We start from the raw sequence: 11,634 nt of genomic DNA, 5'->3' as shown, positions 1-11,634 counted from the left end.
CCTACATACATTATGCACGAAAACTTTCGGTTAGGCACTTAAAAGAGTGCGTTATCTACCTCTATGGATGAAACATTCAAAGCTGACTAAGCCCTAGCCTAGATAGTGAAACGGCAGATCCTGTTTCGGACGCAGGGCGAAGAGCCTAAGGCTTAGGTACCAAGTAGCTCTACCGCCAGTTCAGAGGCCTGTTGCCGAGTCTGCACCACCTTCATGGGAAACTGATACAGTTTTCTTGAGACAGTTTTGAGACGCTCTTCAAGAAGCGCTCTTAGCGCCTCATCCTGGGTAACGTAAACATATCCTTGGCAGAAGTGATTCAGGCGGTCGCGATGTTTTTTGATCCAGAGGATTGCTGTCTTTTCGTCCTCGTGAGGTTCGTCATCATGATCATGGCTAGGTGGCGTCCACACCGCTACGAAAGGCACTTCCTGGGATAACAGGCAGTCCAGTCCAGCCAGAAGTCGGGAGACGCGGTTTTCCTCGTTCAGCTCTGGGAAACGGATAAAAGCCGTCGGCCAATCACCAATATCAAATAAGTCTCGATCCGGCACCGATTGCTGGAATGGCACGTATTTCTGAGTCATGTTGGACATAGTTATTCCTCTGAGTAAAGATGTCGTAAAACGCTGATGACTAGCAGCAGGGCCAGCGCACCGATGGCGTAGAACAGTCCCCAGCCAATCAGAGATATCAGGCTGGCAGCCCCTACAGTGACCAGCGTGCTGGCAAAGCGGCTAATGCCGTAATAGGCGGCGTAGTCGGTCGCTGGCTGTGCCCCTTCTGACCAGCCCAGAATTTTGGCCGCAACGGTGACGTAGATGCCGCTGACACCAGCACCAATGGCGATAGCACCAGCCATAGCAAGGGTCGGTACTAGCTGAAGAAAGCCATATCCCATGGCAACCAGCGACAACAATGAGACGGCTGCGAACAGAGACATGGTGCGAGTCAGTCCAGCGAGTTTCATCAATGGGATAGATACCGCAGAGGTCGCCATCATGGTCAGCGGCCCCAGGGTGCCGACGATCCAGCCCACTTGTTGAATACTGACCCCAAGGTCGATGAGCATCAGTCGATTTAGACCGGCGAGCGGAAAGATGATGCAACAGGTTAGCGTCAGCAACAGTACGCGACGGCGTGAATCAGCCACAGACAGCAGCTTCAACAGGCTGGCCCGACCATGAGAGGAGTCTGGCTGGCTGGAGACGGCATCAAAACGGCCCAACGGTAGGGCGAATAACAGCAGCAACCCCATGACCATCGACAGCAATAGGAAAGCATTCTGCCAGCCTAGCTGATCAAAGAAGCCCACAAAGCCTCCTCCGCCTAGCATGGCGCCCAGGGACAGAGCAGCCAGCTTGGTAGCAGAGGCGACCGGGCGCCATGCAGGGAGAATGGTCTTAACCGCCATGGCATCCAGCGCCAAGTCCATTGTGGCAATGGCCAGCGACACTAACAGGCCCAGACCAAACAATTGCCACCACGGAATACCTTCAGACAGGGCGATAAGTATCAAAAGGAGGATCGCGGCACTCTGCATAGCCACAATCCAGCCCAGCCGGCGAGAAATCAGCGGCAAGCCAACCCTGTCGATCATAGGAGCCCACAAGAAGGTCAACCCGAAAGGCAGGTAAAGCAAGTACAGCCAACCGGTGGAGGCAATACTCAGCCCCTGATCCCGCATAATGGCTGGCATGCCCCCATTCACCACCCCCATGATCAAACCAAAGCCTACATACAGAGCATTGATCCCAAGCAGTACCCAAGGTTGGTGTGCTGCTGCGACTGGCTCTCCCAGCGCTTCGTATCGGTCGAGGCCGCTTGTTTGGTCTGTTTTCATAGGGCTACCACTGGTACTTCAAGGTGGCGTAGACCGAACGTCCGTTGCCATAATTACAAAAGTTGTTGCCCAAACAGGTCACGTAAGTCTTATCGGTCAGGTTGGAGACGTTGAGCTGTGCGTTCACGCCATCCAAGCGCGGATCTAAAACACTCAGGTCATAACGTATTAGTGCGTCTAATAGCGTGTAATCGGGGACACTCAGTCTTTGGGCGCCGGCGGTAAAAGCGTTGGGGCTGTAACCACCAGTTGACTCACCCACGTAGCGGGCACCAGCACCAACGGTCAGGCCGCTGAAGAGCGGTTGGCTGAAACGGTGGTCAATCCACAAGGATGCGGTGTAGTCAGGGATGGCAACCGGAGCATCGCCTCTATCAACGCCAACGCTTTCGCTGATGTCTGCATTGGTGTAAGTCACTGCCCCGATGAGGTTGGTCTGCGTGTCCAGTTCGAGTTTAGCTTCTAGCTCTACCCCCCTGGAGGTGACTTCCCCAGTTTGATAGCGCATGAGCGGATTAACCGTCGTCACCACATCCTGCTGGGTAATATCGAAATAGGCCAGGGTGAACAGGCCGTCCAGCCCAGTGGGCTGATACTTAAGCCCCACCTCGTACTGTTCTGCTGTGGTCGGCTCAAGGGCATTGCCCTGATAGTCTGTTCCGCTCGCCGGCAGGAAAGACGTCGAATAACTGCCATAGACCACTAGGCCGTTATCAAAGCTATACAGTAGGCCCAGCTTGCTACTGAATTCACTGTCATTTTGGGACTGGCTAGTATTGGCCAAGTTGTTGTCGGTTCTGGTGTGGACACGCTCATAGCGGCCGCCCAACAGTAATGTCCACTGATCAAAACGAATCTGATCCTGAAGGTAGATACCATTTTGATCGATGCTTTGCTGCTGATCGACAAAGGGGGCAAGTACCAGTGAGTTGGCGATAGAGTACTGGGGATCTAGATAATCAATGGAGGGAGCCATACCAAACTGTCGTTTTTGCGTAGAGTCAAGGGATTGGTGATCCCAACCAATCAATGCCGTGTGCTCCAACGCGCCCGTTAGGAAATTGGTTTGAACCTGCAGATCGGACGCCAAGCCGGTTGCAGACTCATCCGTCGCAAGGGCGTAGCGGTTGATGGTATGGCCGTCGGCAGCCAGGGATTGTGTAGCGACGTCCTGGGTAATCGAATCGACATTCAGATAGCGCAAATTGTGGCGGATGGCCCAATCGTCACTAAACCGGTGTTCAAACTCGTAACCCAGAGAGTACTGTTCCCGGTCGAATTCAGCGAAAGCTGGATCACCATCATTAAAATCGCTGGGAATCTGTCCCGCGGGACTGTCCCAAAGCGAACCCACCGTTGGCAGAATGCCGTAATAACCACCTTCAGGATCTTTCTGATAGCTGGCTAGAACCGTCAGGTCAGTGTTATCACTTATGCGCCAAGTTAGTGAGGGAGCCACGTAGTAACGCTCTTCCTCCGTGTTAACGACCTGGGTGTCGGCGACCTTGCCAAGAGCAACGAAGCGATACAGCAAGGTTTTATCCTGATTGACTGCATCGGATACGTCGAGCGCTGCCTGGGAGTGGTCATTACTGCCCACCTGGAATTCAACTTCTCCCCTGGGTTCCTCGGTCGGGCGCTTGGACACGGTATTCACTAGCCCTCCAGGCATAGCGGTTCCGTAAAGAGTTGATGAGGGGCCCTTTAGTAGCTCGATACGTTCGCTGCCATAGGCTTCCACTTGTGGAATTGCATACCCCGGCCCTCGCGGAAGACGCAGGCCATCCTGAAACAGGATCGGGTCACTGGGGGAGCCGAAGCCACGGATATAGGGGATGTCATATCGGGTTGCAGACCCACGTATTTCAGCAGCGATACCCGAGGAGTAGCGCAGCGACTGCGCAAGACTCAAGGCACCTTGGGATTCAGCCTGTTCACGAGTGACGACCGACACTGACTGTGGCGTCTCCAAAATTGAAGTATCGGTCTTGGTCGCGGTTGCACTGCGTTGTGCAACATAGCCCTCTACAGGCCCTCGGGCGGATTCCGCTACGCGCTCAGCATAAATATTAATTGGTGCCAGAGTGGTCGTGGCTTCATTGGCAACAAGCAGCCTGAATTGTCCTGGCGCCGTCTGCTCGGCAGTCAGTCCTGTTCCAGCAAGAATTGCCTCCAACCCTTCTCGAACATTATAGGTACCTACCAAGCCCCGGCTGGTCCGACCCGCCGTCAAAGAACCATCAATGGCCAGCAGTATGCCGGCGGTGGAAGCAAACTGGTTCAGCACTTGATCAAGACTGCCTCCTGGGGTGCTGTACTCTGTGAGCAGTTCCGCACGGGAACCACTACCAACCTGTTGTGCGGATGCAGGCGCGATGATAACGCTGCCTAGGCAAGCCAGCAGGACGGCCTGAGCTAATGCTCTGCGCCGCAATGTGTCGTATCGGGAGGGCATGTTTCATCCTCATGGGTGACAGAAATATTAAGCCTCTGTAGTAATCCCGAACGAGAATGAAAAAGTGCTAAGGGTTATGAAAAAAAAGTTTATGAAAATCAGCTTATGGAAATTATTTTATGGAAAAAAGTAGGCGATCTCGCTAGGAGGCAGAGATCGTTACCCAGTAACGGGTCAACGTATGAATGCGAATAGGCAATGCCTGTTCTAGTGCTTGCAGAACTTGGTCAGTGTCACGCAACGGATACACGCCGGAAACGACGAGGCTGGCGACAGCCGGATCACAACGTAGTACGCCGACGCGATAGCGCCCCAGCTCGGCGAGAAAATCATCTAACCTCTGCTGTTCAGCAATCAATAAGCCGCGTGTCCAAGCTGATTTGGCCATATCAGCGGGCGTGGGTAGGGTGACCTGGTGTTGGTCAAAACGAGCCTGTTGACCGGCATTAATCCGCATGCCCGAACTCGACCGGGAGGTGAGCTCAATAGCACCTTCCAGCACCTGAACCAGGACGCTACCGGCAGCATCGTCATACTGACGAACCGAGAATCGGGTGCCGATAGGACGAACCTGACCGCTTCGGGTTGAGACCATGAAGGGGCGTGCAACCGTTGCCCGATCCGGTGCCGTTGCGATCATAACTTCACCTTGACGCAGGTGCAGTGTTCGCTGGCTATCCGTAAAGGTGACGTCAACGGCGCTGTCTGTGTTAAGCGTGATAGCGGTTCCATCCGGCAACGTGACGCTGCGTGTCTCGCCGCGCCGGGTCGTGTAATCGGCGGTTGCGGCCTGCCAATGAGAGGTTCTCTGGATACCATAGCCACTGCCGCCAATACCAACCAAGACGACGAAACCAAGCAGAAGCTGGCGACGTCGAGTATCCGGGCCGCTTGCTCGTAAGGCCCTACCTGCGATGTCACTCGGTATATGACTGAAGGGATCGTGTATCTGCTGGAGCTGCTGCCAAGCCTGCTGATGACTGGGGCTGGCATTCAGCCAAGAGGTGAACGCTTGCCGTTCCTGAGGCGTGACTTCGCCAGACCAGAGAATTATTTGCCACTCCATGGCGGCCTGTAACTCGCTGCTGTGGCATTTTTCCATGTTCTCACAGGAGTCGTTTCCATGAGAGGTAGTGTCGCCTGGGTGACTCATTGGACGCTTCTACTCCTGGGTAGCGGCCACACAGGCCTGCACCGCAAGAAGCATGTAATTGCGGACGGTGGCAACAGAAATACCCAGCTGAACGGCAATCGCCGAGTACGTGAGGCCATCAAAGCGCGACAACAAGAACGTTTCTCGAACCAGGGGCTTTAATCCGCTGAGCATCGCATCAATTCTCACTAACGCCTCAATGGCCAGCCAACTTTCTTCTGGGGAGGGCGTAAATGCCTCAGGACACTGGGCAAGCGCATCCAGATAAGCCTGCTCGATACGCTGTTTCCTATACCGATCAATCACGAGTCCTTTGGCAATCTGTATCAGGTGGGAACGAGCTTGATCGGCGGTTGGCGTTCGGCGGGATTTCAGTATTCGCAAATAGGTATCATGGGCCAGATCCGCTGCGTGGTGCGAACAGCCAAGACGATGACGCAACCAATTATGCAACCAAGCATGGTGGTCGCAGTACAATTGGTGGATATCGTTGGACTCGGCGGTATCAGTGCCGGACACAGGGTATTCCTTGAGCAGCAGGCTTTATGGAGTATAAATAATAATCACTCGCATTGTAGTCCGTTGGTGAAAGTAAAAGCAATTCTGGCGTGAATCCAAGACCAGAACCGCCAAAGCGGCAACGCAGAAGCCCGCTTTATCAAAATTCCGTCACCACCGTCACACCTGCCCCTTCGAACTTATCCATGTTCATCAGCGCATCAATCGATTGTTCAAGAGTAATACGCTTGCCGATAAGCTTTTCAGGCGTCAGCTTTCCAGACTGGATCATCGCCAGCATGGCGTCATAACGGTGCGCCTGCATGCCATGGCTGCCCAGTATTTCAAGCTCGTGGGCAATAACCTTACTCATGGGAATAGCAGGTGTGCTGTTCTCAGCCAACATCAACCCAACCTGAATATGCTTGCCGCGTTTGCGCAGATTGCTGATGGAGTTAAAACAGGTCGTCGGGTGGCCTAATGCATCCAGAGAGACATGAGCACCTCCCTGGGTTATTTCTGCCACTGCCTCAACCACATCGGCAATCTTGGCAGCATTCACAGTGGCAACGGCACCCAATTGACGAGCCAGGTGAAGCGCGTCTTCCGAAATATCGATGGCCACCACATTGGCGCCGACGGCGTTGGCAATCATCACAGCGGATAGACCAACCCCGCCGCAACCGTGGACGGCCACCCACTGCCCTGCCGCTGTTTTGCCCTGATCAACCACTGCCCGAAAAGAGGTAACGAACCGACATCCCAAGCTCGCCGCCGTTGCAAAATCCAATGTCTCTGGCAGCGCGACCAAATTGACGTCTGCATAGTGAATACTCACATACTCAGCAAAGGAGCCCCAGTGCGTGAAGCCGGGCTGGAACTGGCTATCGCACACCTGGTGGTTGCCTGAGTGGCACTCAGGGCAAGTGCCGCATCCACCAACGAAGGGAACCGTGACGCGGTCGCCAATGCGCCATGTTTTTACGTCTTTACCCACGGCCTCGACAACACCGGAAAGCTCATGCCCCGGCACATGGGGAAGTTGAATATCGGTGTCATGCCCTACCCAGCCATGCCAGTCACTGCGGCAAACGCCTGTCGCCATCACTTTCACCACAACCCCATGCGGCTCGGGGGTGGGGTCAGGCAGTTGCTGGATCTGTGGTGGGGCGGAAAATTGCTCAAAAACAACGGCTTTCATAAATGGCTCCTGCGCGGTATTGATTGTTTTTAATATAACTAACCGCGCCTGAAATTACTTTTCTGATAAATGGACACACAGACTGATTTTGAAGCACTCTTTCCATTAATCACCTCACCATGAAAGAGTGTTTCAAATGAGTCAACTGGATAAAGTAGATGCTCAAATAGTCGATAGCCTTCAAGCCGATGGTCGGCTATCCAACGCCAGGCTGGCCGAGCGGCTGGGAATGAGCGAAGCCACCTGCTGGCGACGCCATAAACGCCTGGAAGAATTAGGTGTGATCGAAGGCTATCAAGCCACACTGAACCGCCGACAGCTAGGCGGCAACGTGCTGGCGTTTGTGCAGATCACCTGCACCCAGCACAGCGAGGCGGCCACTGCGGAGTTTGAACGCATTATCCAGGCCAGCTCCCGGGTGCTCAGCTGCCACAACACCACCGGTGAGGCGGACTTTCTCTTGCAGGTGATCGCCCGCGACCTTGATGATTACAGCCGCTTCGTGGAAAAGGTGTTACGCCAGTTACCGGGGATATCAAGCATCCGCTCCCATATCTCCCTGCGAGAAATGAAGGCGACAAGTCACTTGCCGGTTGGAGAGTTGCTAGGCCTGTAAGCGAATTAGTCGGGTAGGTTGTGAAAATAGGAAATAGGCTACCAGCAGGCTTTACGCACTTGAATAACTTCTGCAGCAGGCCGTGGTACGATAAGTAATAAACAGAAAAACAGATACAGTAGTATCCAAAATAGGTCTAAAAAAGCTAAAATGGATACAGTAATATCCTTTGTAGGAATGCATAGCTTATGCACCGTTTTCTGCTGTTAGACGATACCGATGTCCAGCAAGCCTTTGCGACTCACCTGCGCCACTTACGCGAGCAGGCCAACCTATCCCGTGCGGCGCTGGCACAGCGCAGCAGTGTGCCTGCCCCAACCATCAAAAAATTTGAGCTCACCGGGCAAATATCGTTTCGCCAACTGCTGTTGCTATGGCAAAGCCTAGACGACTTGGCACGGCTATATGCGCTGACCCAACAAGACGCATTCAACACAAAGACACCTTCCTCTATCGAAGAGGTGCTCAAAGATGGCCTTTAAACCCACGCAACGGCTGAACGTGACCCGCACGCTATCAACCGGGGAACAGGTTGCTGCGGGCGTATTAGCGCAAAACCGCCAGGGGGTATTTTTTCAGTACGCGAAAGGCTATGAGGAACGACATGGCAACCTATCGCCCTTTACGTTACAGCACGGCCTAGCGCTTCAGCCAGCCCCTAAAACACCGCATCAAGGACTGCACGGCGTATTTGGCGACTGTTTACCCGATGGGTGGGGACTGCTGCTACAAGACCGGGTATTCCGTCAGCATGGTATAGCGCCTATGCAGCTTACGGCGATGGATCGACTGGCATTTGTTGGCCAGCGCGGCATGGGCGCACTGGCCTTTGAGCCAACATCAGATGCTGCGCCGACACAAAGCGATAATGAGCACCTAGCGACACTCGGACTCCAAGCACAAGCCGTTTTTGATGGGCAAACCGAAGACGTACTAAGTGCTCTAGTCGCAGCGGGTAGCTCCGGTGGGGCAAGGCCAAAAGCACAGCTTTTTATGGCTCCAGGCCAATTCAGCGAGTGCCGAACCAAGGCCCGGCCAGAGGATGACGCGTGGCTGGTCAAGTTTACCTCCCAACATTTGCCTTTGGGTCACGAAGAAGGCCTATGCGAAGCGGTATACCTGGAGTTGGCTAAAAAGGCAGGCCTTGAGCCGCCGGAATGGCAGTTGCTGCGCATACCGACGCCTCAGGGGGAACGCGCTTGGCTTGCCATCAAACGGTTTGATTGGATTAATCAAAGCCCTGCGGGGCGTCTGCATATGCATAGCGCCTGTGGTCTGCTGGATGCCGACTTTCGAACTCCTAGTCTTGATTACGCCGACCTTATCAAAGCCAGCCGCCAGCTGTGTAAATCCCCCGCCGTCGGCCAACTCCAATTCCGACGCGCCCTGTTTAACCTGTTTGCCTGCAATCAGGATGATCACAGTAAAAACTGGGCGTTTTTGCAGGACGACCGAGGCGAATGGAAACCAGCGCCTTTCTATGACGTAACGTTTAGCCCTCACCCTTATGCAGAACACGCGACTGCTTACATAGGCTACGGTAAACAGCCGCCTCTAAAAGCCATTCAGCAGCTAGCTGGGCATGCAGGCTTTGCCAACTGGAAACAGGCTCAGCCGTATGTTCAGGAGATCGTAGACGTTATGAGCATTTTCCCAACCGTGGCAAAAGACCTTGGTGTGAAAGCCAGCACGATTGAGCTGATCACCCAGCGATTGAATCAAGCGTGGCAGGAGAACAAGGAGCTTTTACTCAGTTAACGATGACTGTTTAAAGAAGATAAATGGCGAGGAATACGTCCCGCATACAAGCGTTATCGCTCGCCCAAAAAGTTATAATCAGCACCAATTTTCGAAGCACCAAGCTGATACTGATGCACCCCATTAGCTTTATGTGCTGTTTGATTGCAAAGTACACGACATTTTAAGCGTGTGGCGGCTCGCTTGGCGCCGACACGACCGTAATGTAAGGATCCCAAATGGCCATTAAGAAGAACGAGCTCTACTCATCCCTTTGGGCAAGCTGCGATGAATTGCGCGGCGGTATGGATGCCAGCCAGTACAAAGACTATGTGCGCAAGACAGCACGCTGAGTGCCCCTCAGTGGAAGGACACTAACGGCCAGCTGAAACCCTTCGATTTCGCCGTCGCCAACCCTCCGTTCTCCAACAAAAACTGGAGGTGCGCTAAGCCGTAAATACGGCCATGGTACAAAGCTACTGGGAAATAGGCCGTCTGATTGTCGAGCATGAGCAGCAAGGCAGTAGCCGCGCCGAATACGGCAAACAGCAGCTCCAGCAGCTTTCGCAACAGCTCACCGAGCGGCTGGGTAAAGGCTTTGATGTTCGCAATCTACGCAATATGCGCCAGTTTTTATCAAAGCTTTCCAAAACGGAACGCAGTGCGTACCGAATTGAGCTGGACTCACTATCGCACCCTGCTGCGAATAGACAATGCCCAAGCCCGAGACGGGGTATTTGCACGAAGCGATCAACCAAAGCTGCAGAGCAAATGCATAGATGGGACTAAATTCCCATAATCCAATACAAAATGGGAACATAGTACCTAAGCTTTTCCTGGTTCGATTTTAGCTTTGACTATGACAACGCTTTTTTAAAATCACCCTACTGTTTGCAAATTGCCCCTTTGCTTACTCTGCATGCAGGGGAGCCTATAACTTTACGTAGATAGCACCGATGCAAATCAAGATTTCTCAGAGCAGCAGCGCATTATTAACTTGCCCACTGCACCATTAAAGCATTGATGACCAGTGGTGATTTCCGCACTCCATTCTTATTGGAGCCCGTACCGCGGCCTCGTTGAGCGATATCTATCGATAGATTGAAGCCCACACACCCGATAATACCGCCCCAGTGCCTTCTGGCCATGCCGTTTTAACAGGAAAATTCACTTGCTCAATTATCACCAGTTGATAAGATATCCGGCCTATGTATATGTGTACAGTTTTTAACAAACTAGTCAAAGAGAGCGTTATGGAAAGCACGGGACGAAAGCGCTGTGTGATTGGCATACGCGGCCAAACACCTGACCCAAATTACCCAGTAGATATTTGGTTTGACTCACTAAAATCAATCGCCAACGTGCTGTCTAAAGAAAACCAACACTTATTAAAAGTGATCACTGAACAGCAGCCACAGTCAGTCACCGAGCTAGCCGAACTGACAGGTCGGGCGGTAAGTAATGTATCGAGAACGCTGAAGACTTTAGGAAAATACAATCTGGTAGAGATGCAGAGCGCAAAAAAAATGCTCTGCCCTAAAACCACCCATCAAGATTTTTTAGTCGTAGTGAATGATGAAAAATAGATCCAAGACCCTCCAACAAGCAGAAGAGCTCATCAAACCCTTAGCGCTTTCTCATGTGCCCCAAGAAAGCGACGTTGATGCGGTTATTGACCAGTGGTTGCATGCACTCGCAACTGATAGTCAATTTTATTGCAATCTCACGTTGGCTGAGCCAAAGAAGCTCAAAGAAAAAACTTTATCACTTTTGCAAGAGAAAAACTTGTTCTTATCGAGGGAATCATTTTTTGATGAAGTATTCAGCGGTTTAAAGCTAAAGCCCGACTTGGATGCAAAATTTAGATTCATTGACCTTTTTGCTGGCATTGGCGGTGTTAGGCTAGGATTTCAGCGCAGCGGAGGCGCTTGTGTTTTCTCTTCGGAATATGATAAGTCCGCTCAAAAAACATACAAGGTAAATCATGGTGAGTTTCCATTTGGCGATATAACAAAGATAGATGAAGAGGAAATACCTGAGCACGATGTTTTACTAAGTGCTTATTCAAAATTAATCGCGTGATCAGATTCATAGCTACCCAATAGCCGGTGTACCTCTTCACAGAGGTGAT

General features: G+C 52.5%; 12 protein-coding genes. 6 read left to right on the top strand and 6 right to left on the bottom strand.

Annotation, left to right across the window (positions count from 1 at the left end; translation table 11 throughout):
- Positions 1-152: 152 nt before the first annotated feature.
- From INT19_RS05420 to INT19_RS05395, 6 genes are all read right to left on the bottom strand, one after another.
- A complete protein-coding gene (locus INT19_RS05420; RefSeq protein WP_193060023.1) occupies positions 153-596 on the bottom strand; it encodes a hypothetical protein in 444 nt (147 codons plus the stop codon).
- 2 nt (positions 597-598) lie between these two features.
- Positions 599-1,843, bottom strand: coding sequence for an MFS transporter (locus INT19_RS05415; protein ID WP_193060021.1), 1,245 nt, complete (start codon positions 1,841-1,843; stop codon positions 599-601).
- Positions 1,844-1,847: 4 nt separating this feature from the next.
- Positions 1,848-4,298 carry a TonB-dependent siderophore receptor gene (locus tag INT19_RS05410; RefSeq protein WP_193060019.1) on the bottom strand — a complete coding sequence of 817 codons (2,451 nt, stop codon included), beginning with the start codon at positions 4,296-4,298 and terminating at the stop codon, positions 1,848-1,850.
- 142 nt (positions 4,299-4,440) lie between these two features.
- Entirely contained in the window at positions 4,441-5,451 is a 1,011-nt protein-coding gene (locus INT19_RS05405) for a FecR domain-containing protein (protein ID WP_193060017.1), read from the bottom strand.
- Between the two features lie 9 nt (positions 5,452-5,460).
- Entirely contained in the window at positions 5,461-5,970 is a 510-nt protein-coding gene (locus INT19_RS05400) for a sigma-70 family RNA polymerase sigma factor (protein WP_193060015.1), read from the bottom strand.
- 139 nt (positions 5,971-6,109) lie between these two features.
- Positions 6,110-7,150: a zinc-dependent alcohol dehydrogenase family protein gene (locus tag INT19_RS05395; RefSeq protein WP_193060013.1), complete on the bottom strand. Its 1,041-nt coding sequence runs from the start codon at positions 7,148-7,150 to the stop codon at positions 6,110-6,112.
- A gap of 136 nt (positions 7,151-7,286) precedes the next feature.
- Here INT19_RS05395 and INT19_RS05390 point away from each other — a divergent pair, with 136 nt between their 5' ends.
- The 6 genes from INT19_RS05390 to INT19_RS05355 all read left to right on the top strand — a co-directional run bounded on the left by INT19_RS05390 (position 7,287) and on the right by INT19_RS05355 (position 11,585).
- Positions 7,287-7,766: an Lrp/AsnC family transcriptional regulator gene (locus INT19_RS05390; RefSeq protein ID WP_193060011.1), complete on the top strand. Its 480-nt coding sequence runs from the start codon at positions 7,287-7,289 to the stop codon at positions 7,764-7,766.
- Between the two features lie 188 nt (positions 7,767-7,954).
- Positions 7,955-8,248, top strand: a complete 294-nt coding sequence (locus tag INT19_RS05385; RefSeq protein WP_193060009.1) for a helix-turn-helix domain-containing protein — start codon at positions 7,955-7,957, stop codon at positions 8,246-8,248.
- Positions 8,238-9,524 (top strand): type II toxin-antitoxin system HipA family toxin, encoded by a 1,287-nt coding sequence (locus INT19_RS05380; RefSeq protein ID WP_193060007.1) that lies wholly within the window; start codon positions 8,238-8,240, stop codon positions 9,522-9,524. The genes INT19_RS05385 and INT19_RS05380 overlap by 11 nt, the downstream gene beginning before the upstream one ends.
- A gap of 444 nt (positions 9,525-9,968) precedes the next feature.
- Positions 9,969-10,292, top strand: a complete 324-nt coding sequence (locus tag INT19_RS05365) for a DUF1016 N-terminal domain-containing protein (protein WP_226912425.1) — start codon at positions 9,969-9,971, stop codon at positions 10,290-10,292.
- Between the two features lie 464 nt (positions 10,293-10,756).
- Positions 10,757-11,089, top strand: coding sequence for an HVO_A0114 family putative DNA-binding protein (locus INT19_RS05360; protein ID WP_193060005.1), 333 nt, complete (start codon positions 10,757-10,759; stop codon positions 11,087-11,089).
- On the top strand, positions 11,079-11,585 hold the full coding sequence (locus INT19_RS05355; RefSeq protein WP_193060025.1) for a DNA cytosine methyltransferase: 507 nt from the start codon (positions 11,079-11,081) through the stop codon (positions 11,583-11,585). The genes INT19_RS05360 and INT19_RS05355 overlap by 11 nt, the downstream gene beginning before the upstream one ends.
- Positions 11,586-11,634 lie beyond the last annotated feature (49 nt).

Origin of the sequence: Halomonas sp. 3A7M, from assembly GCF_014897875.1 — a bacterium.
Lineage (GTDB): Bacteria > Pseudomonadota > Gammaproteobacteria > Pseudomonadales > Halomonadaceae > Vreelandella.
The sequence above is the reverse complement of the archived record's forward strand: the minus strand, read 5'-3'. Positions and strand labels throughout refer to the sequence as shown.

Excerpts from the sequence above, each read along its gene's own strand:
- INT19_RS05385 (WP_193060009.1), top strand. The coding sequence starts at position 7,955 with ATGCACCGTTTTCTGCTGTTAGACGATACCGATGTCCAGCAAGCCTTT.
- INT19_RS05380 (WP_193060007.1), top strand. The coding sequence starts at position 8,238 with ATGGCCTTTAAACCCACGCAACGGCTGAACGTGACCCGCACGCTATCA.
- INT19_RS05365 (WP_226912425.1), top strand. The coding sequence starts at position 9,969 with ATGGTACAAAGCTACTGGGAAATAGGCCGTCTGATTGTCGAGCATGAG.
- INT19_RS05410 (WP_193060019.1), bottom strand. The coding sequence starts at position 4,298 with ATGCCCTCCCGATACGACACATTGCGGCGCAGAGCATTAGCTCAGGCC.
- INT19_RS05360 (WP_193060005.1), top strand. The coding sequence starts at position 10,757 with ATGGAAAGCACGGGACGAAAGCGCTGTGTGATTGGCATACGCGGCCAA.
- INT19_RS05415 (WP_193060021.1), bottom strand. The coding sequence starts at position 1,843 with ATGAAAACAGACCAAACAAGCGGCCTCGACCGATACGAAGCGCTGGGA.
- INT19_RS05395 (WP_193060013.1), bottom strand. The coding sequence starts at position 7,150 with ATGAAAGCCGTTGTTTTTGAGCAATTTTCCGCCCCACCACAGATCCAG.
- INT19_RS05420 (WP_193060023.1), bottom strand. The coding sequence starts at position 596 with ATGTCCAACATGACTCAGAAATACGTGCCATTCCAGCAATCGGTGCCG.
- INT19_RS05405 (WP_193060017.1), bottom strand. The coding sequence starts at position 5,451 with ATGAGTCACCCAGGCGACACTACCTCTCATGGAAACGACTCCTGTGAG.
- INT19_RS05390 (WP_193060011.1), top strand. The coding sequence starts at position 7,287 with ATGAGTCAACTGGATAAAGTAGATGCTCAAATAGTCGATAGCCTTCAA.
- INT19_RS05355 (WP_193060025.1), top strand. The coding sequence starts at position 11,079 with ATGAAAAATAGATCCAAGACCCTCCAACAAGCAGAAGAGCTCATCAAA.